The organism is Pseudomonas simiae, assembly GCF_000934565.1.
In the GTDB taxonomy this organism is placed as follows: Bacteria; Pseudomonadota; Gammaproteobacteria; order Pseudomonadales; family Pseudomonadaceae; genus Aquipseudomonas; species Aquipseudomonas simiae.
This window is the reverse complement of the sequence record NZ_CP010896.1, coordinates 211138-235727: the sequence shown is the minus strand read 5'-3', so window position 1 is coordinate 235727 and position 24590 is coordinate 211138. Positions and strand designations below refer to the sequence as shown.

Genomic DNA, 24590 nt, shown 5'->3' with positions numbered 1-24590 from the left:
TGAACCACCGCTTTCGCGAGCAAGCCCGCTCCCACTTTTTAACCGCGTTTTTCCTGCTGCTCTTGCTTGGGCTCGCGGATTTTGTACCAGGCCACGTAGAGCGCCGGCAGGAACAACAGCGTCAACAAGGTGGCGATGATAATCCCACCAATCATTGCGTAGGCCATCGGGCCCCAGAACACTTCACGCGCGATCGGGATCATGCCCAGGCTCGCCGCTGCGGCCGTGAGCAGGATCGGCCGACGCCGGTGCTCGGTGGCTTCCACCACGGCATCCCACGGCGTATAGCCAGCCACTTCATATTCATGAATCTGCGTCACCAGGATCACCGAGTTGCGGATGATGATGCCGATCAACGCGAGAATGCCGAGGATCGCCACAAAGCCCATGGGCGTGCCCGTGGGGATCAACGCCAGCACCACACCGATCAGCCCCAACGGCGCGACACTCGCCACCAGGAACATCTTCTGCACGCTGTGCAGCTGGATCATCAGGAAGGTCGCCATCAGGAACAGCATCAGCGGCACCACCTTGGCAATCGGTCCCTGGGCCTTGCCGCTTTCTTCCACGGTGCCGCCGGTGGCGACCTTGTAGCCCACCGGCAAACCGGCGCTGAACTTGTCGATCTCAGGCTTGAGCTGTTTCACCAGGTCCGTAGGTTGCATCTCATCACGCACCGACGCCTTGATGGTGATCGTCGGGTTGCGGTCGCGGCGCCACACCAACGGCTGCTCCAACTCGTAGCGCACGGTGGCGAAGGCCAACAGCGGAATCGAGGTGCCGTTGGGCGTGACGATCTGCAGGTTCTGTAAGGTCTCCGGCGTACCGCGCTCGGCGTCCTCGGCGCGGCCGACCACATTGATCAGGTAGATATCGTCATGCACCTGGGTCACCGAGGCGCCGCTGACCACACTGTTCATCAACTGCGCCACGTCTTCCGACGACAGCCCCAATTGCCGCGCCTTGTCCTGGGCGATGTCGATGCGCAGTACTTTGCCCGGCTCGTTCCAGTCGTAGATGATCTCGCCCAGGTGGCTGTTCTTGTCCAGCAGGGTTGCCAGTTCGATGGCGTGTTTGCGCACCTGGTCAGTGTCTTTGCCCGACACGCGATACTGAATCGGCCTACCCACCGGCGGACCCATTTCCAGCGGCTGCACGTAGCTGCCGATGCCGACGAAATCATCGCGCAGGCGCTTCTGCAGGCGGGCGATCAATTCACCGCGCTCTTCCAGGCCCTTACTCACGATGACCAACTGCGCGTAGTAGGGGTTTTCCAGTTGCTGGTCGAGGGGCAGGTAGAAACGGATCGCGCCCTGGCCGATATAGGTGCTCCAGCGCGCAATGTCCGGGTCGTCCTTGATGATCGCTTCCAGGCGATCGACGGCCTTGCGCGTCTCGTTGATCGAGGCGTTTTGCGGCAGGTTCAGGTCAACCAGGAGCTCCGGGCGGTCCGACGATGGGAAGAACTGGTTCTGCACAAACTGCATGGAGAACACCGACGCCACGAACAGCGCCACGGTAATGCCGATCGCCCACCAGCGATTACGCATGGCCCACAGCATGCCGCCGTTGAACGCACGGCCAATCCGCCCCGGCTCGGCATTGTGGGGCTTCACGTTGGCACTGAGGATATGCACGCCGATCACCGGCGCAAACAGCACCGCCACCACCCACGACACCAGCATCGCCACGGCAATCACCGCAAACAGGGTGAAGGTGTACTCGCCCGCCGAACTGGCGTTGAGGCCGATCGGCACAAAACCCGCCACGGTCACCAGCGTACCGGTGAGCATCGGGAATGCCGTGGAGGTGTAGGCGTAAGTCGCCGCCTGCTCCTTGGTTTCGCCTTTTTCCAGGCGCGTGATCATCATCTCGACGGTGATCATCGCATCGTCCACCAACAGGCCAAGGGCGATGATCAGCGCGCCCAGCGACACCCGTTGCATGGTAATGCCGCTGTATTCCATGAACACAAACACCAGCGCCAGCACCAACGGAATCGAGCACGCCACCACCAACCCGGCGCGCATGCCCAGGCTGATAAAGCTCACCACCAGCACGATGATCACCGCTTCGAACAGCGCGCTGGTAAAGCCGCCGACGGCCTCTTCCACCACTTCTGCCTGGTCGGACACCTTGTGCACACCCACGCCCACCGGCAGGTCGGCGGTCAACTCGTCCATGCGCTCATGCAGGGCTTTGCCGAACGACTGGATATTGCCACCCTTCTGCATGGCGATCGCCAACCCGATCGCCGGCTTGCCGTTGAAACGGAACATGGGCCGCGCTGGGTCGACATAGCCTCGGCTGATGTCGGCAATGTCCGCCAGACGATAAAAGCGATCATTGAGCCGCAGGTTGACGTTGGCCAGGTCCTTCTCCGAGGCGAACTGCCCCGAGGTGCGCACCGAAATCCGCTCGGGACCTGCCTCGATCACCCCGGCCGGCGTCACCGCGTTCTGCGATTGCAGGCTTTGCACCACTTGGCGCTGGTCAATCCCCAGGGCTGCCAATTTGCGCGTGGAGAAATTCAGGTAAATCACTTCGTCCTGCTGGCCGATCATCTCGACCTTGCCCAACCCCGGCACCGAGCGGATCTCGGCGCGCACCTGCTCGACATAATCGCGCAGCTGACGCATCGACAGGCCGTCGCCGGTAAAGGCGTACACCGAGCCGAATACGTCACCGAACTCATCGTTGAACGATGGCCCCTGCAAGCCTTGTGGGAAGGTGCCACGGATGTCGTCGATCTTCTTGCGGACCTGATACCAGATCTCCGGGATGGCCTTGGCGCTGGTGGTGTCCTTAAGGAACACGAACACCGTGGACTCGCCTGGCCGGGTGTAGCTTTTCACGTAGTCGAGAGCGTCGAGTTCTTCGAGTTTTTTCTCAATGCGGTCGGTGACCTGCTTGAGGGTTTCTTCCTGGGTCGCGCCCGGCCACCGGGTCTGGATCACCATGGTCTTGATGGTGAACGAAGGGTCTTCCTCACGGCCCAGGTTCATGTAGGAAAACACGCCCATCAGCAGCGCGACGAACATCAGGTACCAGACGAAGGACTGATGCTTGAGGGCCCAGTCGGATAAGTTGAAGCTCCCTTTCATCGCGGGCTGTCCTCGTCGATTTTGACTTTTTGCCCAGGCTTCAGGCTGTTCACGCCGGCGATAACAATGCGCTCGCCAGGTTTGACGCCGTCATTGAGCAAGGCGCTGTCGGCGTCACGGCTGATCACGCTGATGTCGCGCGTTTGCACGGTCTGGCTGTGAGTGTCGAGCAGCCAGATGCGGGTCTTGCCGTCGACCTCCTGCAAAGCACTCAGGGGGACTTCGATGCGTGGCGCGATGGCCGTGCTCAAGGTCACACTGATCGCCGTGCCGAGGCGGAAAGCGGGCGGCGTTTCCGTCAAGGTCAGGCGTGCGCGACGGGTGCGCGTGGCGCTTTGGGCCTGGGGTTCGATCTCGCGCACGATGGCGGTGGTGTTCACGCTCGGATCGAGTTGCCCCGCGACCAGAAACACCACATCCGGCGGCAAACGCTCGGCAAGGCCGGCCGGCAGATCGATCACCGCTTCCTTGATATCCGGGCGCGCCAGGGTCACCACTTGCTGGCCGGCACTGACCACCTGGCCGGCCTCGGCATTCCAGGCGGTGACGATACCGGCGTGGTCGGTGCGCAATTCGGCATAGCGGAGTTGATCGTTGGCCTGATTGACTGAGGCTTTCGCCTGGTCGAGTGTGGCCTGGGTGGTTTTCAGGTCAGTCTGGGCGATGTCCAGTTGGGCCTGGGCGCCAACGCCCCGGTTGAACAGCTCCTGCTGGCGGCGGGCGTTGGCCTGGGCGTTGATGTATTGCGCCTGCACGCGGGCCAGGTCGCCCTGGGCCGAACGCAATTGGTTCTGCTGGTCAGTGGGATCCAGGACAGCAAGCAAGGCGCCCTTCTCCACCTCGGCGCCCACATCCACGACGCGGCGGGCAATGCGACCGGGCACGCGGAAGCCCAGGTTACTTTCATAGCGCGCCTGGATGGTGCCGGCGAAGCGGCCGAGGTTTTCCTGATCCTCGGCTTTCACTTCCATGGACAGCACCGGCCGCACGGGCTCCGGCGGCACGTCTTCCTTGGAGCAGGCCACCAGCAACAGGCTGGCGGCGAGTATCCCCGTCAGGCGCTTCATGGCTGGGCTCCTTGCTGGGCGATCTCGACCCGCATGCCGGGGTGCAGCAATTGCCCGCCGGCCACCACGACTTTTTCGCCGCCCTTGAGGCCGTCGCCAATGATGACTTTGCCGGTGAGGTAACGCGCCACGGTGACCTTGTGCAGTTGCGCCTTGCCGTCGCCGTCGATCAGCCACACGGCGGGCTCACTGAGGTCTTTCGTCAGCGCAGCCCAAGGCAATTCGATACTGGCCTTGGCCGGGCCATTGGCAGTGGCGCTCACCACCGAGCCCAGCTCCATCCCTTTGGGCAACGCTTGCAGGGCGATTTTCACCTGCACGGTGCCGGTATTGGCGGCCACGGCAGGCGTGACCTCACGCACTTTGCCCACAGCCTTGATGCTCGGGTTATCCAACAGGCTGACGGTGATCGGCGCATCCGGTGGCGGTTCCACCAGCAGGGATTCATACACATTGAACACCGCGTCGCGCTCGCCATCGCGGGCCAGGCTGAAAATCGGCACGGTAGCCTGTACCACCTGGCCCACCTCGGCCTGGCGTGCGGTGATCACACCAGGTGCGTCGGCGATCAGCGAGGTGTAGCCGAGTTGCTCGCGGGCATTGGCCAGTTGGGCCTGGGCGGCGGCCAGTGCGCTTTGACTGCTGCGCAGCGCGGCCTGGGCGGAATCGTATTCGCTGCGACTGGTGTAGCCCTTGGGCAGGAGTTTTTCCTGGCGTACGAAGGCGGCGGCGGTTTGCTTGACCCGTGCCTGCTCGGCCACGACCTGGGCCTGAGCGGAGTCGACGTTGGTCTGCAGGTCCTTGGGATCGAGCTTGGCCAGCACTTGCTTGGCGGTCACACGGTCGCCCACGTCCACCATGCGCTGGATGATCTTGCCACCCACGCGAAAGGACAGATCGGTTTGCACCCGGGCCTGAATATCGCCGGTGAGCGTGACCGCCGCAGCAAAGTCCGCTGACTGCACGGTTTGCACAAATACCCGCGAATGCTGTTTGGGTTCAGCCTTCTCCTCGCCACAGCCACTCAGTAGCGTCAGCAGGCCAAGTCCGAAAATACAGGTGAAAATGCGACCGCCCATGCAGGCTCCTTGTGCGTGATGCCGACGTGCCAGTGTGTATGCGACTGTGAGCTTAGTTCAGGGTTCCTTATCTGCATGGAGGCTCCCATACTCCAATGGTTCCCACGCCGACTGAATGCCCATGCTCAAGACCCTCGCGAGGGACCTGGGCTTTGCTGGCTACGCCATCTACCTGGGGCTGCCGGAAAAGACCCTGTCCTGTTTCGCCCTGGAGCCGGCATTGGCGCGCTTGATCATCCAGGCGTCCCAGCAGTGCCAGGTGTGGGTGGTGTCCCATGCCAGCCGCTTGATTGCGGCGTTGCAGCAGGATGAGGGGTGCAATTCGATTGTGCTGGAGAAGGTGTTGGGGGAAACGCGGATCGTGGGGCAAGGGATTCTGGATGGGCCGGCCTGGCATTGGCCGGAGTAGGTGGTGACTGTACCGGCCTCATCGGGGGCAAGCCCCCTCCCACATTTTGACCTGTGAATACATTCAAATGTGGGAGCTGGCTTGCCTGCGATAGCTCTATCAGCCCTGCCACTTCCCACCTTCGACAATCACACTTTCAGGCTTGGTGTCATCGCTCAGTTCTTTGCGCACATATTGGTCATAGAGCTTGAGCAGGAACTTCTCCTCGCCCAGCTTTGCCAGCTCGGCATTCACCCAGTCGCGCAGTTCGGTATTGCCCTTCTTCACCGCCGGAGCAATCGGTGCTTCATCACCCAGCTTTTCTTCCAGCACACGGTAGCCCGGGTTCTGCTTGGCCCAGCTGAACAGCACCAGGTTGTCCTGGGCATAGGCATCGCCACGGCCGGCGGACAGCGCCTGCAGCGATTCGGAGTTTTTCTCGAACTTGAGCAGCTTCCAGTCCGGGTGGTTCTTGGTCAACCAGATATCAGCGGTGGTGCCGGTGGTGACGATGGTGGTGCGGGTGGCCAGGTCATTCAGGCTTTTTACCGCGCTGTCGTTTGGCACCAGGGCTTGCACCGCGACCTTCAGGTTGGGGTTGGTAAAGTCGACTGCTTCCTTGCGCTCAGGCGTCACGGTCATGTTGGCGAGGATCAGGTCGACCTTGTCGCTTTGCAGGAATGGAATGCGGCTAGCCGGTTCGACAGCCACGAACTCGACCTTGTTTTCATCGCCCAGCAGATCTTTGGCGAATTGGCGGCCGATGTCGGTATCGAAACCGACATAGCGCCCCGCTTCGTTGACGAAACCGAACGGCGGTTTGTCGGTGAAGACGCCAACGATCAACTTGTCCCGCGCCTTGATCCTATCGATAGCGCTGACGGCGGCAGCCGCAGGTTTGGTGGGCTCTTCGGCCTTCTTATCGCAGCCGGCCAGTAACGCAACAGCAAACAGTGGCAGCAGTAACTTTTTCATATCAGCTCCAGTTCCTTGGTTTTTTTGGGCAGTGTTGAAACAAAGGAGAACTTCTCCAGGAACTGCTGCGCGCGTGCGGTTTGCGGGTTCGTAAAGAATGCCTCGGGGGTGTTCTGTTCGAGGATGCGACCGGCCTCCATAAACACCACGCGGTCGGCGACGACACGGGCGAAGGCCATTTCGTGGGTGACGATCAGCAGGGTCATGCCATCGCGGGCCAGGCCCTGGATCACTTCCAGCACTTCCTTGACCATTTCCGGGTCGAGGGCGGCGGTGACTTCATCAAACAGCATGACCTGGGGGTTCATGCACAACGAGCGGACGATGGCGATGCGTTGCTGCTGCCCACCGGAGAGCTGGCGCGGGAAGGCGTCGCGTTTCTCGGCCAGGCCTACGCGCTCCAGCAGTTTCTCCGCTTGCTCACGGGCTTCGCGCGGATCGCGTTGCTGTACTTTCAGCGGGCCGAGCAGGATGTTGTCGAGCACGCTCATGTGCGGGAACAGGTGATAACTCTGGAACACCATGCCGATGTCCTGGCGCACCTGGCGCCAGTCGGTTTGCTTGTCCAACAGCTCATTGCCGGCAAACCGCAGGCTGCCGCTGTGGGCCACTTCCAGGCCGTTGAGGCAACGCAGCAAGGTGCTTTTTCCACAGCCACTGGGGCCGAGGATCACCACCACTTCGCCGCGTTGCACGCTCAGGTCGATGCCCTTGAGCACCTGCGCTTCGCCGAAGAATTTGTTGAAACCCTGAAACTCGATCAATGCGCTCATGCTTGCGTCCAGCGCCGTTCCAGCACCTTGGAGGCGGCCGACAACGGGTAGCAGATAAAGAAGAAAAACAGGAACAGCACGCCGTAGATCAACACCGACTCATAGGTGCGCTCGATGATTTGCTGGCCGACCTTGATCACATCCACGACACCGATCAGCACCGCCAGGGAGCTGGTCTTGATGATGCGCGTGTAGACGTTGAGGGTCGGCGGGGTCATGCGTTTCAGGGCTTGAGGCAGCAGCACATAGCCGTAGAGTTGCGGGTCGGAAAGGCCAATCGACAACCCCGCTTCGCGCTGGCCACGGGGCAGCGAATGCAAGGCGCCGCGCACCACCTCGCCCACTTCGCTGGCGCCCCACAGCGACAGCACCAGCACCGCGCACCAGAAGCTCGGAAGGCTCAGACCGAAGAAAATCGGCAGGCCGAAAAACAGCAGGTACAGCCACACCAGCACCGGGATCGCACGGAACAGCTCCAGGTACACCCGCAGCACCGCGTTGATCAGCCGGTTGTTCAAGGTGCGAAGCACGCCGTACAGCACGCCGCCGACGGTGCTGAAAGCGATGCTCAAGAATGAAATAGACAGGGTTTGCGCAGCGCCCTTGCCCAGTTGCGGCAACGACACCCACAACAACTCAAGACCCGAACTGGCCATGCTGGAGCCTCCTTTCCAGGCGGCTGAGCAGCAGCGACAGCGGCAAGAACAGCAGCACGCAGATCAGTGTCAGCACGGCGAGCATTTCATAGGTCTTGTAGTAGAGGGCGATGTAGCTCTTGGTGGTGTAGAGGATCTCCGGCACCGCCACGGCGGAGACCACGGTGGTCTCCTTGAGCAGGAAGATGAAATTGGCGAACAGCGCCGGCAGGCTGAGGATGCCGGCCTGGGGCAGGATCACATGACGCAGCAGCTGCCAGTCCGACAGGCCGATGGACTTGCCCGACTCGACCTGCGCCAACGGCACCGCTTCCACCCCCGCGCGCAGCACTTCGGTGAGGTAGGCGCCGCCGAGGAAAGTCAGGGTGATGATCGCCGCCCAGAACCCGGAGATATTGAAGCCCAGGGCCGGCAGCGCGAAGTACACGAAGAACAGTTGGATCAGCAGCGGCGTGTTTCGCGCCAGCTCCACATAGAGCGCCACCAGGCGCGACAGGTAGGGCGTTCGAAACACCAGCAGCGCCGCGTTGATCAGCGCCACCAACAACGAGGTGGCAATGGCGATCAAGCCCACTTGCAGCGTCACGCCCACCGCTTTAAGAAAGGCCGGCAGGGTGCTGAGGATAAATGCGAAATCGAAGGTCATTTCCAGTCCATGAGCCGCACGGGTAATGCAGCGAGCGCAATCCGATCCGGCGTGGGTAACGCCGGGTAGCGCGAACTTTAAAGGTATAAAAAAGAAAATTTAAATACCCAAATAGCATATTGATATCACCCAAAAAGATAACCCCCGGATTCGCGGGTTTGGCGGGTGGCAGCTATGGTTGGGGGGTCTGAGATTCGAGGGATTGAACCATGAAGGAAGTGAAACCGATGGATCCGCAGGAGTTGATGAAGTGGTTGGTGGCGTTGCGCAGGGCGCTCAATAGCCGCGTTCTGTAATCCAATGGAGATCCAAATGTGGGAGCGGGCTTGCTCGCGAAGGCGGTGGATCAGTCAAACATATCCGTTACTGACAGACCGCTTTCGCGAGCAAGCCCGCTCCCACCGTTTTGATGGGGTTCCAACCATAAAAAACGCCGACGCTAAATAAGCCGTCGGCGTCAAACCTTGAAGGGGGTTTGGGTTACATCAGAACGCAGGCACTACCGCGCCGTTGTACTTCTTCTCGATGAACGCTTTGACTTCCGGGCTGGTCAGGGCCTTGGACAGTTTCTGGATAGCGTCGCTGTCCTTGTTGTCCGGGCGAGCCACCAGGAAGTTCACGTACGGCGACTTGGCATCTTCGATGATCAGCGCGTCTTTGGCGGGGTTGAGGCCCGCTTCCAGGGCGTAGTTGGTGTTGATCACGTCAAGGTCAACCTGATCCAGCACGCGTGGCAGCAGCGCCGATTCCAGCTCTTTGAATTTGAGGTTTTTCGGGTTGCTGGCAATGTCTTTCGGCGTGGACAGGGCATTGTTCGGGTCTTTGAGCGTGATCAGACCATTCTTTTGCAGCAGCAAGAGCGCACGGCCACTGTTGGAGCCTTCGTTCGGGATGGCCACGGTGGCGCCATCTTTGAGCTCGGAAATGTTCTTGATCTTTTTCGAGTAACCGCCGATGGGTTCAACGTGCACACCGACCACAGTCACCAGGTTGGTGCCCTTGCCCTTGTTGAAGTTTTCCAGGTACGGCAGGGTCTGGAAGTAGTTGGCGTCCAGGCGCTTCTCGGCAACCTGCGTGTTGGGTTGCACGTAGTCGGTGAAGACTTTGATCTGCAGGTCCACGCCTTCTTTGGCGAGGGTCGGCTTGATCAGCTCCAGAATCTCGGCGTGCGGGATCGGGGTCGCGGCAACCACCAGTTTCTCGTTGGCTTGGGCGAAGCTTGCAGTCAGGGCAGCCGCCAGTGCGGTAAACAACAGAACCTTTTTCATGCAGTGTCCTTATCGGAATTCCGGGGCGTCTCTGACGACCGTTTTTATGAGCAGTACCAGCGAAGTGCTATCGCGGCGTGAACGGGACAATACCTAGATTTTTTATTCCCGAACAATATCTTTTATTCACGTTGATATTCCATTTTGTTCATGCAGGAATTTACGCAGCGTTTCCTGCTCGGCGGGGCTGGCACTGTGGAAAATCCGCTGCACCTGTTCCAACGGCGAACCCGCGACCGGCAAGTTCAAATGCTCGGGCAAGATTTCATCGCCGCTGCTCACCAGCAACGCAAAGTGAATGACGTTTTCCAGCTCACGGGTATTACCCGGCCAACTGTGGTGTTCAAGCACCCGCTGGGCGGCGTCGCTGATCAGCGGCACCGGCAGGTCCAGGCGCTGGCTGTAGATACCCAGGAAGTACTCGGCCAGTGACAGGATATCCCCCACGCGCTCGCGCAGTGCGGGCAAGTCCAGCCGCCCTTCGCTCAAGTAATGGAACAAGCGCTCATGGAACTTGCCGGCCGCCACCGCCTGGGCAAGGTCGATGCTGGTGGCGGCGACAAGGCGCACATCCACCGGGCTGGGCTGATGGGCGCCGACGCGGGTGACTTCGTGGTTTTCCAGGGCAGCCAGCAGTTTTACCTGGATCGGCAATGGCAAGTCGCCGATCTCGTCCAGGTACAAGGTGCCGCCATTCGCCGAACCGAACCAACCGGCCCGGCTGCTGGCCGTACCACTGTGGCTACCGGCTGCGTAGCCGAACAATTCGGCATCGGCGTAGGTCGGGCTGATGGCACCGCAATTGACCGAAACAAACAAGCCGGTGCGGTCGCTGCCGCGGTGGATGTGCCGCGCCAGCAGTTCCTTGCCGCTGCCGGTCTCGCCGCGAATCAACACGGGCAAGGCGCGCGGCGCGAGGCTTTCGAGCTCTTCGCGCAGTTGCCGCGAACGGGGATCGACAAATACCAGCGCCTTGGCGCGGATGCTCAGCGGGCTTTTTTCCGCGTCGGGAAAGGTCAGCAACGGCTGGCCGTAGGTTTCATGCAGACTCATGGCAGGCTCCCGCCCCCAATCCACTTAAGGGACGGGGCGTTGAAAAATGTTCAGGCAGTGCGCCGGGCGTGATGCTCAAGGCGGCTTTGCAGACGATAGAGGTAGGCGAAACCCTGCTCCCAACGCCGGTGGCCGGACTTCACATTGATATGCCCGGCACCGGACAGAATCCCGGCTTCGGCGCCCCAATGGCGTGCCAGCTCCAGAGCCCGAGGCGCGCTGACGGCACTGTCGTTGTCGGAACTGACCACCTGGCTCGGGAACGGCAACAGGTCGGTAGGGATGGGCGCGAAATTACGCAAGGCGGGGGCACACGCCGGGCGTTCGACATCGGCCGGGGCCACCAGCAAAGCGCCGCGTACCTGGCGCAGGAAGTGCACCGGCGCGGTGGCCGCCCAATGCGCCACGGTGATGCAGCCCAGGCTATGGGCGATCAGGATCACTGGCGTGCTGTCGGCGGCGATGGCCTCGGCCAGCGCGGCGACCCAGTCTTCACGGCGTGGGGTCAGCCAGTCGGCCTGCTCCACGCGGGAGCTGTTGGGCAGGCTGTTCTGCCAATGACTTTGCCAATGATCTTCTGGCGATCCTTGCCAGCCCGGCACGATCAGATAACGAATCGACTCGCTGTGCATGGGTGTGCCCTCCTGCAGCGTTTAACGTTGCTGAACAGTATAGGGACGGGAGTTACATTCCTTAAGGAATAAGAAGCTATTTATTAATAACCAAAATCTCATTAACACCAAAGTCCGCTCCAGCGCTTCACCGTTGCCAGGGCGGAAACAACACAACCGATACGCCTGCATGGGAGGCCGTTTTTGAATGCCTTTCCGGCGTAAAAAATTCAGAAAAAGCCATCGCTCAGACAGGGCTGTTCGCACACAAATCAAGCAGCTGGCGTTGCAGGCTCTGCCCCGCCGCACCTAAGCCACTACGGCCATACAGCGCCAGCCGCACGCCTTGCACCCTGGGCAAACCGCTGTCCGGGCCCAGTACGCTATGCCCAGCCTGTACGACCCGACGGGGCAGCAAACTAATACCCAACCCCGCCGCCACCGCTGAACACACACTCGCCAGGCTCGCGCTGGAATACCCGATGCGCCAGCGCCACCCCCCCACCTCCAGGTGTTGCAGCATTTCATTGCGGTACAGCCCCCCCACGGGAAATGCCACCAACGGCAAAGGGTCACGTCCCAAGGATGGCGTGTTGCGGCTGTCCACCCAACACAAAGGCTCCGGCCACGAAGCCAGGCAGTCATCACTCTCGCCCATCTGCTTGACCAGCAACACATCGAACTCGCCGCTGCGGTATTGGCGCTGCAACTCGGGGCCAAGGCCGCTGGTGACTTCCAGGCGCACCCTTGGAAAGGCCAGCACAAAGGCCGACAGCAGCGGCATGAGCCGTTCCGACGCAAAGTCCTCAGGTACACCGAGGCGCAGCACGCCGTCGCTTTGCTGGCTGATCAACACGTCGGCGGCTTCTTCATGCAGCGCGAGGATGCGTCGCGCATAGGCCAGCAGGCGCTCGCCTTCTGCTGTCGCCACCACGCGGCGCTGGTCGCGGTTCAGTAGCTGGCACGCCACCGCCTCTTCCAGGCGGCGGATCTGCTGGCTGACCGTGGATTGGGTCAGGTGCAGGCGCTCGGCGGCGCGGGTGAAATTGCCGCAATCCACCACGGCGACAAAGCTGCGCAACAACACGGGATCGAACATGGCAGTCACCATTGCGTTTGCCACTGATTGGCATGGTTATATTTAATTTCAGAATACCTCGACCACTGCCCATACTTCACCCTCCATCCTGCCCAGAGGGGTCTCCATGAGCGACGCTCAACAGCACCTGCCCGACGCGGCCATGACCACGCTGTATCACCCGTGGAAAAACCTGCATGACCCTGAATAAATCCCTCGCCGGCTGGGGGCTGCTGGTGGTCCTGGGCCTTAATCTGCGGCCGATTCTCAGCTCCATCAGCCCGTTGCTCGGCGAGATTCGCCTGGCCACCGGTTTGAGCTTCCAGAGCAGCGCCCTGCTCACCAGCCTGCCCGTGGTGTGCATGGGCCTGGTGGCACTGGTAGGCGTGCGCGTTGAAGCGCAACTTGGAGAGCGGCGTGGCATCGCCCTGGGCCTGATGATGATCCTGCTGGCCTGCCTGGCCCGCTGGTTGATGGGCCAGGGCTCGACGTTGCTGGTGACCGCGTTGCTCGGCGGTGCCGGTGTCGCGTTGATCCAGGCGTTGGTGCCGGCGATGATCAAGCGCGAGTTTCATCACCGCGTGCCGGTGGCGATGGGCGTTTATTCGGCGTCGCTGATGGCCGGTGGCGGGCTGGCGGCGCTGCTCAGTCCGGTGGTGGCCACGCATTTCCAGCAATGGCAGGCCGGGCTCGGTGTGTGGCTGTTGCCGGCACTGGCCGCGCTGCTGTTGTGGGCCTGGTTGCCGCTGGGCGCGACAAAAAGCGCAAAGGTCATCCCCGCCTTCAAGGGCCTGCGCAACCGCCGTGCCTGGCTGCTGGCGCTGTATTTCGGCTTGGTGAACTGCGGTTACATGAGCATGGTGGCGTGGCTGCCGGCCTACTATCAGCAACTGGGCTGGGACGTGCTGCCCAGTGGCTCGCTGCTGGCCTTCATGACCATCTTCCAGGTGATCGCCGCGCTGTTGATGCCGGTGCTGGCGCAACGCGGGATCGATCGTCGGCCACTGCTGTGGATCAGCCTGCTGGCCCAGACCCTCGGCTATCTCGGCCTGTTAATGGCGCCGCTGCAGTTTCCTCATCTGTGGGTGGCGCTGTGTGGCTTCGGCCTGGGCGCGTGTTTTGCCCTGAGCCTGTTGCTGACCCTCGATCACCACCGCGACCCGCGCCAGGCCGGGCAACTGGCGGCGTTCGTGCAAGGCGTGGGCTTTTTGATCAATGCAATTTCGCCATGGTTGACCGGTTGGCTGCGCGAACTCACCGGCAGCTTTGTCAGTGCCTGGGTGGTGCTGACCGTAACGGCGGTGGCGATGCTGGTGGTGACGCGGGTGTTCAGTCCCGCGACCTACCGCACGGCCCCCGCTCTATAACCCCGCTCTATAAATAGGCATTCAAGATCGGCAGTCCGGCGCCATCGACCTGGCTGCCGAAAATGCCTTCGCCAATGGCCAATTGCAGGGGTTGCACGGGCGCAATCTGCCTCATTCAGTGGAGCGCCTCAGCAACCGTTGCGGGGTGATCAGCCGCGCTGGGGTGCGTTTGTCGCCTGCGGCGAAGGTGCTGATCGAAACCCTGCTGACGGTGGAAAGCCAAGCCGATTAGCCCGCGCAAACGTCCCGAAATCATTGAAGCGCACCCCCATCTCAGCCATCACCTTGTGGGCCACCTTGGCGGTCATCTGACGGATGTAAAACGGTTCCTTCACCACAAAATGATGGATGCCGTGGGTGCTGCCGAAGTTGAAGCAGAACGCCTGCAACGGCCACATCCACCAGGGGTTCAACACCTGGGTCTGCTGGATCACATTGCCCAGCTCCACATCGCCGTAGTAGTGCATGTTGGAGCTGACAAAGTGCAGGCAAAAGGTGCGCAACACGTTAGGGCCGATGATCACCACGGCAGCGATATCGATCACCTGCATCACCTGCAAAGTGTCGGCGGACCACGCGATGGGGGCGCCGAGCAGACTGGCAATGCCATTGGCGGCATGAAAGCCGAGGAACACGTACCACGCGCCCCAATGCAGCAGCGCCAGCGGTGCATAGACCAGCAGCGAGCGCTTGAGGATGGCCAGTTTGTGCGTCCAGGTCTTGGCCCGCAGGATGCGGATGAAGGCCGACATGACGTTATCACCGACCATCAGCAACCGCGCAAACCCCCAGGGTTCTCCGTTGGTGATGGCGCGCTCTTCCATATCGGTTTCGGTGCCGGAGACCTTGTGATGGTTGAGGTGCAGGTGCCGGCGCACCCACGGGTTGATGGTGCTCGGCCGCGCCAGCCACACCAGGCCCATCATCAGGTTATGGGGCAGGCGCTGCTTGCGAAAGTACATGCTGTGGATCAGGTCGTGTTCCAGCTCGTGGGTCAGCGAGGCCAGGAACGCGTTCAGCAGCAAGCACACCCACCACGCCATGTGACCTGTGATGTAGAGCGCCGCCGAGCCCACCATGCCGAGCAGCGCAAACGCCAGAATGCTCGCGCCCAGCGCGTCCTGATGCAGCAGCCAGGGGTGCTGCCGGCGCAGGCGCACGCCTTCGGCCAGCACCACTTCACGGATATGCGCCGAGCGCTGTTGTGCGTTCATCTGCTGGGGACTTGCAGAAGTACCGTCCATGCTTCCATCCTCTGGTGATTGATAGCTGCATCCTGGCTTAAGCGGTCCGCCAGGGCATCAGCTCCACACGCCAACCTGTTGACCGCAAGCGCCAATCGCCATGACCGAACCCACTTCCCTCGCCAGCTGGACCCGCGCCCTGCGCAAGCAGCTCGACGCCCTGGGCCTCGACAGCGGCGCCTTGTGCCTGCAAGCCGGGCTCGACCCGCAGAAGATGGACGATCCCAATGCGCGCTACCCGCTGTCGGCCACCACGCGTCTGTGGGAATTGGCGGTACAGGCCAGTGGTGATCCGGCGATTGGCTTGCGGGTGTCGCGGTTTGTCAGCGCCACCACTTTTCATGCATTGGGGTATGCGCTGGTGGCCAGTGGGAGCTTGCGCGAAGTGTTCGAGCGCATCGTGCGATATCACCAGGTGGTCAGCGATGCCTTGAGCCTGGAGCTGAGCGGCGATGGCGAACGTTATCGGTTCCGCCTGCTGCAACTACCGGGCAGCCCGGCGCCGGCGTTCGAGGCCATCGATGCATTTGCGGCGATCTATGTGCGTACCTGTCGCAACCGTCTGGGCCGCGAGTACGCGCCGCTGGCGGTGTACCTGCGAAGGCCGGAACCTGTTGACCCGAAGCCTTGGCACACGGTGTTTCGCGCGCCGGTATTTTTCGATGCCGAGGAGGACCGTCTGGAGTTCGCCGCCGCGGATTTCGACAGCCACCTGGACGACGCCAATCCCGAACTGGCCGAGCACAACGAAACCGTGCTCAAGCGCACCCTCGCCCAACTGCAACCGCTGACCTGGGAGCGCAAGGTGCGCGCGGCCATCGAGGCGCAATTGCCGGATGGCGAGCCGAGTGCCGAGCGCATCGCCCAGGCCCTGCACCTGAGCCTGCGCAGTTTGCAGCGGCACTTGGCGGATGAGGGCTGTCGGTTCGATGCGTTGCTCAGCGAGTGCCGGGAAAACCTGGCGTTGCTGCACTTGCGCGATCCGCACTGTTCATTGGCCGAGATCAGCCATTTGCTCGGCTTTGCCGATACCAGCAGCTTCAACCGTGCGTTCAAGCGTTGGACGGGGATGACACCGGGGCAGTTTCGGGATGGATTGCGGTAGGCAGATTGATGCTGGATAGGGAGGCCTCTTCGCGAGCAAGCCCGCTCCCACAGGGGAACGCATTCCACGTGTGGGAACGGGCGTGCGCGCGAAAGCGCAGGTTCACCGGGCATTTCAGCTCAATCAACGCCCGCGATCGCGCCGCAACACCTTCTTCACCCGCGCCACCAGCGTCTTGGCCTCAAACGGCTTGAGCAAATAGTCATCCTCATGCAACTCCAACCCGCGCAGGCGATCTTCAATCCCGCCCGGTGTGGTCAGGAACAGCAGCGGCGTCTCGCCCTTCTGCCGGATCGCCTGCTGCAGTTTCCAGGCATTGAGCCCCGGCAGCATCACATCCAGGATCACCAGGTCGTACTCGACGCCCTCGACAAACCGCTGCGCCGCCATGCCATTGGCCGCGACTTCCACGCTGTAGCCGGCCTCGTTCAGGCCCTGGGCCATCCGCTGTGCTTCTTCGGATTCATGTTCCACTAACAGCACACGCATAACACACCTCGTTTGATAGGCCTGCAGGCTAACACCCTCAGGTGTGCGCCGCCTGCCGTAGCCGCGGTACGTCGAGGATTTCAATCTCGCCATAGCCCAGACGCACAAGGCCCTGGGCTTGCAGATCCTTGAGCAGCGCGTTGGTGGTCTGGCGCGACAGGCTCAACATCGCTGCCAGGTCTTCCTGGGGTAGATGCAGTACACGCTTTGAATGCTCGGTATCGCCATAACCTTCAACAATCATCAACAAACGATGAGCCAACCGAACCGAGGCCGGCATCAGGCTGAGCTGTTCAAGGCCGATAAAACTCAGGCGCAGCTTCTGGCTCATCAGCAGCGCCAGGTCGCGCCAGTACCTGGGGCTGTCATCGAGTATGTTCAGCAGCGCCTGTTGTGGGACCTGCAGCAACGTGCAAGGCCCGACAGCGCAGGCATCGTGGGTACGTGGCAAGCCATCGAACAGGCAGATCTCGCCGAACCAAAAGGGTGACTCCACCAGGCTGAGAATCGCTTCCTTGCCCTGCTCGTTCACCGCACTGACCCGCAGGGTGCCGTCGAGTACCGCATACAAGCCACAGGGTGGGTCGCCGCGCTTGAACAAGTACTGTCCCGCCGTGAGCGGCCTCAATCGGGCGTGAGCCAGCAAGCTATGCTGAAAAGGCAAGGGCAGGTGACTGAACCAGTGACCGGTGGCCAACCGGGAGCGCCATTGGTCTGCATCCATGTGAACTCCGAAGATTGTCGCCCAGTTGACAGTACGCCACAGGCTGACAGGGCATGATCAAGCATCCTACAGGAGGAATAACAATGAAAAGCCTCGTCGACCATCTCAGTCAATACGCCGCCTACCACCGAGACCCGCGCAACATCGCCAGCCACTTTATCGGCATCCCGCTGATTGTCGTCGCGGTCGCCGTGCTGTTGTCACGTCCGGAATGGGATGTCGGTGGGTTGTGGATCTCACCGGCCGTTCTGCTCGCGCTGTTTTGCGCGTGGTTTTACTTGCGCCTGGAGCTGGCGCTGGGTGTGCTGATGACGGTGCTGATCGGCTTGTCGGTGTGGGCCGGGCATGTGCTGGCGGCGCAGAGCACAATGGTGTGGCTCAGCAGCGGCGTGGGGATGTTTGTGGTGGGTTGGGTGATTCAGTTTGTCGGCCACTATTACGAAGGCAGGAAGCCGGCGTTTGTGGATGACGTGTCGGGGCTGATTGTAGGGCCGTTGTTTGTGGTGGCGGAGCTGGCGTTTCTGCTGGGGTTGCGGCAGGGGCTCAAGCAGCAGATCGAACAGCGGTCGGGGCCTGTGGCGGTGCGCGCGAAAAACGCCACGGTCTGACAGCCCCTAGAGATCAAATGTGGGAGCCGGGCCTGCCCGGCTCCCACAGGGTTTTGCGCTGTCTGGAGGCTTAGGCTTTTTGCCAGACCTTGGGCTTGAAGAACAGGGTCTCGCCGCGCGCCAAACCGGTCAGGCTATCGTGGTCTTTCACCACTTCGGCTTCGATCAGTTCGCTCTGGCCTTCAACTTTCAACGTCACACGCGTGGTCGCGCCCAGCGGGCGAATATCCCGCACTTCGGCGGCGTGATGGTCTTCCAGCTCATGGCGCGACAGCGACACTTCATGGGGACGGAACAGCACGTGTTTGTCTTCACCCAAGTGCAGGCGGTTCGAATCACCCAGGAAGTGGTAGACGAAGTCGCTGGCCGGGTTTTCGTAGACGTCACCCGGTGAGCCGATCTGCTCGATCACCCCCTTGTTCATCACCACGATGCGGTCGGCGACTTCCATGGCCTCTTCCTGGTCGTGGGTCACGAACACCGAGGTCAGGTTGATGTCTTCGTGCAGGCGCGCCAGCCAGCGGCGCAATTCTTTTCGCACCTTGGCGTCGAGGGCGCCGAAGGGCTCGTCGAGCAGCAGCACCTTGGGTTCCACCGCCAGGGCGCGGGCCAGGGCGATACGTTGGCGCTGGCCACCGGACAGCTGCTCCGGGTAGCGATCCGACAACCAATCCAGCTGCACCATGTTCAGCAGCTCATGCACCTTGACCGCGATCTGGCTCTCGCTCGGACGCTGGTTTTTCGGCTTCATGCGCAGGCCGAAGGCGACGTTGTCGAACACGGTCATGTGGCGGAACAACGCATAGTGCTGGAATACGAAGCCCACGTTGCGATCACGCACGTCATGGCCGGACACGTCTTCACCGTGGAACACGATGCTGCCGTCATCCGGGGTTTCCAGGCCGGCGATGATGCGCAGCAAGGTGGTCTTGCCGCAACCGGACGGGCCAAGCAACGCCACCAGCTCGCCACTCTGGATGTCCAGGTTGATGCTGTTCAGGGCCTTGAAGGCGTTGAAGTTCTTGCTGACATTACGGACTTCGATCGACATGACTTATTCCTCAGCCGCACCGGCGCGCAGGCGGTTAATACGGTTCTCGCTCCACTGCTTGAGCAGCAGGATAAAGAGCGCCAGGATCAGCAACAGACTCGCCACCGCAAACGCGGCAACGTGGTTGTATTCGTTGTAGAGAATCTCGACGTGCAGCGGCAGGGTGTTGGTCACGCCGCGAATGTGGCCAGACACCACCGACACCGCGCCGAACTCACCCATGGCCCGTGCGGTACACAGCACCACGCCGTAGATCAGACCCCATTTGATATTCGGCACGGTCACATGCCAGAACATCTGCCAGCCATTGGCGCCGAGCAGACGCGCAGCCTCTTCTTCCTGGGTGCCCTGCTCCTGCATCAGCGGGATCAGTTCACGGGCCACAAAGGGCACGGTGACGAAGATGGTCGCAAGCACGATGCCGGGCAAGGCGAACACAATCTGGATGTCATGGTCCTGCAACCACGGGCCAAAGAAACCCTGGGCCCCGAACATCAGCACATAGACCAGGCCGGCGATGACCGGCGACACCGAGAACGGCAAATCGATGAGCGTCACCAGGATGCTTTTGCCACGGAACGAATACTTGCTCACGCACCACGCGGCGCTGACGCCGAACACCAGGTTGAGCGGCACCGAAATCACCACGGCGATCACCGTGAGTTTCAGCGCCGACAACGCATCGGGTTCGAGGATCGCGGTGAAGAACGCACCGAGGCCGTTCTTCAGGCCTTGGGTGACCACGATAAACAGCGGCAACAGCAGGAACAGCGCGAACACCAGCCAGCCGAGGCCGATCAGGATACGTCGGGACGCAGCGCTGCCACGGCGGGCGGCGTTGGCCGAGGACGCGGCGGAAATAGACGATTGGGACATGTTCCGCGCCTCCTTATGGACGTTCGATGCGCCGCTGCAACAAGTTGATCAGCAGCAGCAGGACAAAGGAAACCACCAGCATCAGCACGCCGATGGACGTGGCGCCGCGGTAGTCGTATTGGTCGAGCTTGACCATGATCAGCAAGGGCAGGATCTCGGTTTTCATCGGCATGTTGCCGGCGATGAAAATCACCGAGCCGTATTCACCGACGCCACGGGCAAACGCCAGGGCGAAACCGGTCAACCACGCTGGCAGCAACGCGGGTACGAGGATGTGCCGGAACACCTGCAACGGCTTGGCACCCAGGCAGGCGGCGGCTTCTTCGACTTCCCGAGGGATATCGGCGAGTACCGGCTGCACCGTGCGCACCACGAACGGCAGGGTGACGAAGGTCAGCGCCAGGGTGATGCCCAAGGGGGTATAGGCGATCTTGAAGCCCAGGTCGGCGGCGAACTGGCCGACCAGGCCGTTAGGCGTGTACAGCGCGGTCAGCGCGATACCGGCGACGGCGGTGGGCAAAGCGAACGGCAGGTCGATCATCGCATCGATGATCTTGCGGCCGGGGAAGGTGTAACGCACCAGCACCCAGGCGAGCAGCGTACCGATCACGCCGTTGATCAGCGCGGCGTACAGCGCGGTGCTGAAGCTCAGTTGCAACGCCGCCAACACGCGCGGTGCGGAGATGATGTTCCAGAACTGATCCCAGGTGAGTTGAGCGGCGTGTACAAACATCGCCGCGAGGGGGATGAGTACGATCAGGCTGAGGTACACCACGGTGTAGCCCAGCGTCAGCCCGAAGCCGGGTATGACGGGGGAGATACGACGCGACATAAGAGTCCTTGGTTAAGGGAAAACCACTGAAGGCACACACGTCCTGTGGGAGCAGGCTTGCCTGCGATGCAAGCGCCTCGGTATGTCAGTCACACCGCGGTGATGCTATCGCAGGCAAGCCAGCTCCCACAGGGCAAAGCGTGCGCCGCCAGATTGCGTTATTGCGCGGTGTAAATCTGGTCGAACACGCCACCGTCATTAAAGAATTTCGGTTGGGCAGTTTTCCAGCCGCCGAAGTCTTTGTCGATAGTCACCAGGTCCAGTTTCGGGAACTGCTGGGCGTATTTGGCGGCCACTTTTGCATCGCGTGGGCGGTAGAAGTTCTTGGCCGCAATCTCCTGGCCAGCCGGGCTGTACAGGTGCTTCAGGTATTCAGTGGCGATTTCGGTGTTGCCCTTTTTCTCGGCGTTCTTGTCGACCACGGCCACCGGCGGCTCCGCGAGGATCGACAGGGAAGGCACGACGATATCGAACTTATCAGCACCGCCATCTTCTTTCAGGGCCAGGAAGGCTTCGTTTTCCCAAGCCAGCAACACATCACCCTGACCGTTGTTGACGAAGGTGATGGTCGAACCGCGAGCGCCGGTGTCCAGTACGGGGACGTGTTTGAACAGCTCTTTCACGTATTCCTGGGCCTTGGCTTCGCTGCCGCCGGTTTTCAGGCCATAGGCCCAGGCGGCGAGGAAGTTCCAGCGGGCGCCGCCAGAGGTTTTCGGGTTCGGGGTGATCACGGACACGTCTTTCTTGATCAGGTCGCCCCAATCCTTGATGCCTTTAGGGTTGCCCTTGCGCACCAGGAACACGATGGTCGAGGTGTACGGGGTGCTGGCGTCCGGCAGGCGGGTCTGCCAGTTCTCCGGCAGGGTCTTGCCCAGCTTGGCGATTTCGTCGATGTCACCGGCCAGGGCCAAGGTGACCACGTCGGCGCGCAGGCCGTCGATCACGGCACGGCCTTGCTTGCCCGAACCACCGTGGGATTGCTGGATCTTGACGTTGTCACCTGGGTGGGACTGTTTCCAGAACTGGGTGAACTCCGCGTTGTAGTCCTGGTACAGCTCACGAGTCGGGTCGTACGAGACGTTGAGCAACTCGTAGTCCTTGGCAACGGCGGAACCTGCAAACACGGCGCTGGCCAGTGCGGCCAGGGCATAACGGCGAATCGACGACATAGAAGCTCCTGAAATTCTGGGTGTTGGCTTTTTCTTATAGTTGCGGGTCTAGCATGCGAATCGCCGTTCTTGCCTAGCTCGGCTTGTTGCCCGGGTTCTGCAGTCGGAATTTTTCCTTGCGTTCAATCTGTACCACTTGCGCGTTATGCACGGTGATTTCCACCGCACCAAACCGCAGATCGCGCAACGCGCTCTGGATCTCACGCAAAATGGCTGCTTCGTCCTGGCCGTCGACGCTACGTAGAGAGGCGCTCATGGTCTCGCTCCTTAAATGAATAGTGCCTTGCAGTGGCGGCACTGCTTGCGGCGTGAGAGCGATAGTAGATAAGCGCAGATATTCTTAAAAATACTATTTAAGAATGTTTATATAACCAGAAAGAATTTTCTGGTGTGACGTGGGGTTGCGCGCGGGTTCGGTGCCCGAGCACCGAAAATAAAGCCTTGAGAGGATCCATTTTGGCCGCCTTTCACTCTCGAATGGCGGGTGCTTTCGACCAATCGATCTCGCCCGCTGGCACTGGTCGACCAAACCAATACCCCTGCCCCAGGTCGCACTGCTGGTCGAGCAGGAAACGCGCCTGCTCCCGTTGCTCGATCCCTTCGGCGTGCACCTGCATGCCCATGCTTTTTGCCAGGGCGATCACCACGCGCACGATCGCCGCGTCGTCTTCATCCCACGGCAACCCGGCGACGAAGCCTTGGTCGATCTTGAGCTTCTGCACCGGCAGGCGCTTGAGGCGCAACAGCGACGAGTAACCGGTACCAAAATCATCGATGGCCAGGCGCAGGCCCAGCTCGCGCAGGCGGTGCAGTTGCTCCAGCGCCACCTCCGGGTCCTCCATCACGGCGCTTTCGGTGACTTCCAACTCCAGGAAAGCCGGATCCAGGCCGGTGTCGTGCAGCACCTGGGCCACCTGCTCGTACAACTCGCGCCGGGCAAACAGGCGGCTGGAGACGTTGATGGCGATAAAACTCAGCGGCGTACCCTGCGCCAGCCAATCACACATCTGTCGGCAGGCCTGGTTCATCACCCAGGCGTCGATATCGGCAATCAACCCGGTGCGTTCGGCAATCGGGATAAATTCCCCAGGCGGCACCAGGCCACGCTCCGGGTGTTGCCAGCGCACCAGCGCTTCGACGCCGATCAGGCGGCTGTCGTTGAGGTCATGCACCGGTTGGTAGTAGACGCACAGCTCTTGCTGCTCAAGGGCACGGCGCAGCTCACTGGCGATTTCCACGCGGTTCTGCGCATGGGCGGTCAGCTCTTCGGTGTACAGGGCGTAGCCTTCACGGCCAGCGCTCTTGGCCTTGAACAGCGCTGAGTCGGCATTACGCAGCAATTGCTCCGCGCTCAGGGCGTCGCTGGGGAACAGGCTGATACCAATACTGGCGCTGATAAACAGCTGGTGGCCGTCAAAGATGAAGGGCTGCTTCATCGCGTCCAGCATGCGCTGCGCCAGGCCCGCGGCCTGAGCCACCTGTGGACAACTTTCCGCCAGCACCGCGAACTCATCCCCCCCCAGGCGCGCCAAGGTCACGCCAGGGCCGAACAGCGCCTTGAGCCGTTCGCCGACGAGCTTGAGCAACTGATCGCCGACGTTATGGCCGAGGCTGTCGTTGATGATCTTGAAGTGGTCCAGGTCCAGCAACAACAAGGCGCAGCCACGCTTGTGGGTTTGCGCCGAGGCCAGCGCCTGTTCGGCGCGGTCGGTGAACAACAGGCGGTTGGGCAGGTCGGTCAGCGGGTCATGATGGGCCAGGTGAGCCAGTTCGTGCTCGGAGTCCTTGATGGCGCTGATATCGGAAAACACTGCAACGTAATGGCTGACCTGACCCTGATCATCGTGAATCACGCGAATGGTCTGCCACTGGGGATAAATCTCACCGCTTTTGCGTCGGTTCCAGATCTCACCGCTCCATTCGCCGGTGCGCTCCAGGCTCTGGAACATCTGCTGATAGAAATTCGACGAATGGCGACCGGACTTGAACAGGCTGGGCTGTCGGCCCATGACGTCTTCGCGGCTGTAGCCGGTGATTTCCATGAAGGCCCGGTTGACGTGCACGATCAGCCCCTTTGTGTCAGTGACCAACACCCCTTCACGGGTGCAATCGAACACAGCGGCAGCCTGGCGCAAGCGTTCGCGGTTTTCTTTCAAAGGCTGTTGCAGCTGGTTGGCCCGGGCAAACCGGGCGCAGATCAGGTAGATCGCCAAGGCGCTCAGCGTCACCCACACGTAGCCGCGCACCTGCAGCCAGTGGTTCAACTCACTCTGGTTATCGAGAAACTCGATCAATACGCGCTGAGTGACGCCAATCCACAGAACGGAAATCAACAGGTATACCAGCCCCGCACGTAGGGCACCCCGGTATGAAAACGGCATATGGTCAGTAATCCTTACCAAAAAGACAGAGTCGCCCTACAAAGAC

At 61.2% G+C, this 24590-nt stretch carries 23 protein-coding genes and 1 pseudogene; 4 read left to right on the top strand and 20 right to left on the bottom strand.

The genetic code is table 11. The annotated features are described in order from the left end of the window. Positions 1 to 38: 38 nt before the first annotated feature. From PF1751_RS01060 to PF1751_RS01050, 3 genes are read right to left on the bottom strand one after another with little or no spacing between them, the layout of a single operon-like run. Entirely contained in the window at positions 39 to 3104 is a 3066-nt protein-coding gene (locus PF1751_RS01060) for an efflux RND transporter permease subunit (RefSeq protein ID WP_010214129.1), read from the bottom strand. Continuing rightward, positions 3101 to 4171, bottom strand: coding sequence for an efflux RND transporter periplasmic adaptor subunit (locus PF1751_RS01055; RefSeq protein WP_044286465.1), 1071 nt, complete (start codon positions 4169 to 4171; stop codon positions 3101 to 3103). The genes PF1751_RS01060 and PF1751_RS01055 overlap by 4 nt, the downstream gene beginning before the upstream one ends. Further along, positions 4168 to 5250 carry an efflux RND transporter periplasmic adaptor subunit gene (locus PF1751_RS01050; RefSeq protein ID WP_010214134.1) on the bottom strand — a complete coding sequence of 361 codons (1083 nt, stop codon included), beginning with the start codon at positions 5248 to 5250 and terminating at the stop codon, positions 4168 to 4170. Before PF1751_RS01050 ends, PF1751_RS01055 begins: the two co-directional genes overlap by 4 nt. Before the next feature lie 208 nt (positions 5251 to 5458). Between PF1751_RS01050 and PF1751_RS01045 the strand changes: the two are divergent. After that, a pseudogene (locus PF1751_RS01045) lies at positions 5459 to 5659 on the top strand (AAA family ATPase); the annotation flags it as partial. Positions 5660 to 5758: 99 nt separating this feature from the next. Here PF1751_RS01045 and PF1751_RS01040 read toward each other — a convergent pair. The 8 genes from PF1751_RS01040 to PF1751_RS01005 form a co-directional block, all read right to left on the bottom strand. Then, positions 5759 to 6613 carry a transporter substrate-binding domain-containing protein gene (locus tag PF1751_RS01040; RefSeq protein WP_044286463.1) on the bottom strand — a complete coding sequence of 285 codons (855 nt, stop codon included), beginning with the start codon at positions 6611 to 6613 and terminating at the stop codon, positions 5759 to 5761. Then, on the bottom strand, positions 6610 to 7386 hold the full coding sequence (locus PF1751_RS01035; protein WP_044286462.1) for an amino acid ABC transporter ATP-binding protein: 777 nt from the start codon (positions 7384 to 7386) through the stop codon (positions 6610 to 6612). The genes PF1751_RS01040 and PF1751_RS01035 overlap by 4 nt, the downstream gene beginning before the upstream one ends. Next, entirely contained in the window at positions 7383 to 8042 is a 660-nt protein-coding gene (locus PF1751_RS01030; RefSeq protein ID WP_010214141.1) for an amino acid ABC transporter permease, read from the bottom strand. Before PF1751_RS01030 ends, PF1751_RS01035 begins: the two co-directional genes overlap by 4 nt. Then, positions 8023 to 8688, bottom strand: coding sequence for an amino acid ABC transporter permease (locus PF1751_RS01025; RefSeq protein ID WP_010214144.1), 666 nt, complete (start codon positions 8686 to 8688; stop codon positions 8023 to 8025). Before PF1751_RS01025 ends, PF1751_RS01030 begins: the two co-directional genes overlap by 20 nt. Before the next feature lie 485 nt (positions 8689 to 9173). Then, positions 9174 to 9956 (bottom strand): MetQ/NlpA family ABC transporter substrate-binding protein, encoded by a 783-nt coding sequence (locus PF1751_RS01020; RefSeq protein WP_010214145.1) that lies wholly within the window; start codon positions 9954 to 9956, stop codon positions 9174 to 9176. A gap of 126 nt (positions 9957 to 10082) precedes the next feature. Continuing rightward, positions 10083 to 11009, bottom strand: coding sequence for a sigma 54-interacting transcriptional regulator (locus tag PF1751_RS01015; protein ID WP_038452520.1), 927 nt, complete (start codon positions 11007 to 11009; stop codon positions 10083 to 10085). Between the two features lie 50 nt (positions 11010 to 11059). Continuing rightward, complete coding sequence (locus tag PF1751_RS01010) at positions 11060 to 11641, bottom strand: alpha/beta hydrolase (protein ID WP_010214150.1); 582 nt, start codon at positions 11639 to 11641, stop codon at positions 11060 to 11062. 226 nt (positions 11642 to 11867) lie between these two features. After that, on the bottom strand, positions 11868 to 12719 hold the full coding sequence (locus tag PF1751_RS01005) for a LysR family transcriptional regulator (RefSeq protein ID WP_010214153.1): 852 nt from the start codon (positions 12717 to 12719) through the stop codon (positions 11868 to 11870). Positions 12720 to 12895: 176 nt separating this feature from the next. Between PF1751_RS01005 and PF1751_RS01000 the strand changes: the two genes are divergently transcribed. Next, on the top strand, positions 12896 to 14065 hold the full coding sequence (locus PF1751_RS01000) for a CynX/NimT family MFS transporter (RefSeq protein WP_044286460.1): 1170 nt from the start codon (positions 12896 to 12898) through the stop codon (positions 14063 to 14065). 149 nt (positions 14066 to 14214) lie between these two features. Here PF1751_RS01000 and PF1751_RS00995 read toward each other — a convergent pair whose 3' ends face one another. After that, positions 14215 to 15309 carry a fatty acid desaturase gene (locus PF1751_RS00995; protein WP_010214159.1) on the bottom strand — a complete coding sequence of 365 codons (1095 nt, stop codon included), beginning with the start codon at positions 15307 to 15309 and terminating at the stop codon, positions 14215 to 14217. Positions 15310 to 15409: 100 nt separating this feature from the next. Between PF1751_RS00995 and PF1751_RS00990 the strand changes: the two genes are divergently transcribed. Then, complete coding sequence (locus PF1751_RS00990; protein WP_021491630.1) at positions 15410 to 16414, top strand: AraC family transcriptional regulator; 1005 nt, start codon at positions 15410 to 15412, stop codon at positions 16412 to 16414. 123 nt (positions 16415 to 16537) lie between these two features. Here the strand turns inward: PF1751_RS00990 and PF1751_RS00985 are convergent, their stop codons facing one another. Both PF1751_RS00985 and PF1751_RS00980 read right to left on the bottom strand, forming a co-directional pair. Further along, the gene (locus PF1751_RS00985; protein WP_010214162.1) at positions 16538 to 16903 is read right to left on the bottom strand and encodes a response regulator; all 366 of its coding nucleotides are present in this window, start codon (positions 16901 to 16903) and stop codon (positions 16538 to 16540) included. Between the two features lie 37 nt (positions 16904 to 16940). Next, positions 16941 to 17627: a Crp/Fnr family transcriptional regulator gene (locus tag PF1751_RS00980; RefSeq protein WP_044286458.1), complete on the bottom strand. Its 687-nt coding sequence runs from the start codon at positions 17625 to 17627 to the stop codon at positions 16941 to 16943. Positions 17628 to 17710: 83 nt separating this feature from the next. Here PF1751_RS00980 and PF1751_RS00975 point away from each other — a divergent pair, with 83 nt between their 5' ends. After that, positions 17711 to 18235: an Mpo1 family 2-hydroxy fatty acid dioxygenase gene (locus tag PF1751_RS00975; protein ID WP_021491631.1), complete on the top strand. Its 525-nt coding sequence runs from the start codon at positions 17711 to 17713 to the stop codon at positions 18233 to 18235. A gap of 70 nt (positions 18236 to 18305) precedes the next feature. Here PF1751_RS00975 and PF1751_RS00970 read toward each other — a convergent pair whose 3' ends face one another. From PF1751_RS00970 to dibA, 6 genes are all read right to left on the bottom strand, one after another. Then, a complete protein-coding gene (locus PF1751_RS00970; RefSeq protein ID WP_034101869.1) occupies positions 18306 to 19286 on the bottom strand; it encodes a sulfate/molybdate ABC transporter ATP-binding protein in 981 nt (326 codons plus the stop codon). A 3-nt stretch (positions 19287 to 19289) separates the two neighbouring features. Continuing rightward, positions 19290 to 20162 (bottom strand): sulfate ABC transporter permease subunit CysW, encoded by an 873-nt coding sequence (cysW, locus tag PF1751_RS00965; RefSeq protein ID WP_010214166.1) that lies wholly within the window; start codon positions 20160 to 20162, stop codon positions 19290 to 19292. Positions 20163 to 20175: 13 nt separating this feature from the next. Then, positions 20176 to 20994, bottom strand: a complete 819-nt coding sequence (cysT, locus tag PF1751_RS00960; protein ID WP_010214167.1) for a sulfate ABC transporter permease subunit CysT — start codon at positions 20992 to 20994, stop codon at positions 20176 to 20178. A 158-nt stretch (positions 20995 to 21152) separates the two neighbouring features. Next, complete coding sequence (locus PF1751_RS00955; RefSeq protein WP_021491633.1) at positions 21153 to 22163, bottom strand: sulfate ABC transporter substrate-binding protein; 1011 nt, start codon at positions 22161 to 22163, stop codon at positions 21153 to 21155. Positions 22164 to 22236: 73 nt separating this feature from the next. Continuing rightward, positions 22237 to 22419: a sulfur starvation response protein OscA gene (gene oscA / locus PF1751_RS00950; RefSeq protein WP_003170956.1), complete on the bottom strand. Its 183-nt coding sequence runs from the start codon at positions 22417 to 22419 to the stop codon at positions 22237 to 22239. Between the two features lie 211 nt (positions 22420 to 22630). After that, positions 22631 to 24544 carry a phosphodiesterase DibA gene (gene dibA / locus PF1751_RS00945; RefSeq protein ID WP_010214169.1) on the bottom strand — a complete coding sequence of 638 codons (1914 nt, stop codon included), beginning with the start codon at positions 24542 to 24544 and terminating at the stop codon, positions 22631 to 22633. Between the last annotated feature and the right edge of the window lie 46 nt (positions 24545 to 24590).

Coding starts and splice junctions, on each gene's coding strand:
- PF1751_RS01060 (WP_010214129.1), bottom strand. CDS start 3,104: ATGAAAGGGAGCTTCAACTTATCCGACTGGGCCCTCAAGCATCAGTCC.
- PF1751_RS01055 (WP_044286465.1), bottom strand. CDS start 4,171: ATGAAGCGCCTGACGGGGATACTCGCCGCCAGCCTGTTGCTGGTGGCC.
- PF1751_RS01050 (WP_010214134.1), bottom strand. CDS start 5,250: ATGGGCGGTCGCATTTTCACCTGTATTTTCGGACTTGGCCTGCTGACG.
- PF1751_RS01040 (WP_044286463.1), bottom strand. CDS start 6,613: ATGAAAAAGTTACTGCTGCCACTGTTTGCTGTTGCGTTACTGGCCGGC.
- PF1751_RS01035 (WP_044286462.1), bottom strand. CDS start 7,386: ATGAGCGCATTGATCGAGTTTCAGGGTTTCAACAAATTCTTCGGCGAA.
- PF1751_RS01030 (WP_010214141.1), bottom strand. CDS start 8,042: ATGGCCAGTTCGGGTCTTGAGTTGTTGTGGGTGTCGTTGCCGCAACTG.
- PF1751_RS01025 (WP_010214144.1), bottom strand. CDS start 8,688: ATGACCTTCGATTTCGCATTTATCCTCAGCACCCTGCCGGCCTTTCTT.
- PF1751_RS01020 (WP_010214145.1), bottom strand. CDS start 9,956: ATGAAAAAGGTTCTGTTGTTTACCGCACTGGCGGCTGCCCTGACTGCA.
- PF1751_RS01015 (WP_038452520.1), bottom strand. CDS start 11,009: ATGAGTCTGCATGAAACCTACGGCCAGCCGTTGCTGACCTTTCCCGAC.
- PF1751_RS01010 (WP_010214150.1), bottom strand. CDS start 11,641: ATGCACAGCGAGTCGATTCGTTATCTGATCGTGCCGGGCTGGCAAGGA.
- PF1751_RS01005 (WP_010214153.1), bottom strand. CDS start 12,719: ATGTTCGATCCCGTGTTGTTGCGCAGCTTTGTCGCCGTGGTGGATTGC.
- PF1751_RS01000 (WP_044286460.1), top strand. CDS start 12,896: ATGACCCTGAATAAATCCCTCGCCGGCTGGGGGCTGCTGGTGGTCCTG.
- PF1751_RS00995 (WP_010214159.1), bottom strand. CDS start 15,309: ATGGACGGTACTTCTGCAAGTCCCCAGCAGATGAACGCACAACAGCGC.
- PF1751_RS00990 (WP_021491630.1), top strand. CDS start 15,410: ATGACCGAACCCACTTCCCTCGCCAGCTGGACCCGCGCCCTGCGCAAG.
- PF1751_RS00985 (WP_010214162.1), bottom strand. CDS start 16,903: ATGCGTGTGCTGTTAGTGGAACATGAATCCGAAGAAGCACAGCGGATG.
- PF1751_RS00980 (WP_044286458.1), bottom strand. CDS start 17,627: ATGGATGCAGACCAATGGCGCTCCCGGTTGGCCACCGGTCACTGGTTC.
- PF1751_RS00975 (WP_021491631.1), top strand. CDS start 17,711: ATGAAAAGCCTCGTCGACCATCTCAGTCAATACGCCGCCTACCACCGA.
- PF1751_RS00970 (WP_034101869.1), bottom strand. CDS start 19,286: ATGTCGATCGAAGTCCGTAATGTCAGCAAGAACTTCAACGCCTTCAAG.
- cysW (WP_010214166.1), bottom strand. CDS start 20,162: ATGTCCCAATCGTCTATTTCCGCCGCGTCCTCGGCCAACGCCGCCCGC.
- cysT (WP_010214167.1), bottom strand. CDS start 20,994: ATGTCGCGTCGTATCTCCCCCGTCATACCCGGCTTCGGGCTGACGCTG.
- PF1751_RS00955 (WP_021491633.1), bottom strand. CDS start 22,163: ATGTCGTCGATTCGCCGTTATGCCCTGGCCGCACTGGCCAGCGCCGTG.
- oscA (WP_003170956.1), bottom strand. CDS start 22,419: ATGAGCGCCTCTCTACGTAGCGTCGACGGCCAGGACGAAGCAGCCATT.
- dibA (WP_010214169.1), bottom strand. CDS start 24,544: ATGCCGTTTTCATACCGGGGTGCCCTACGTGCGGGGCTGGTATACCTG.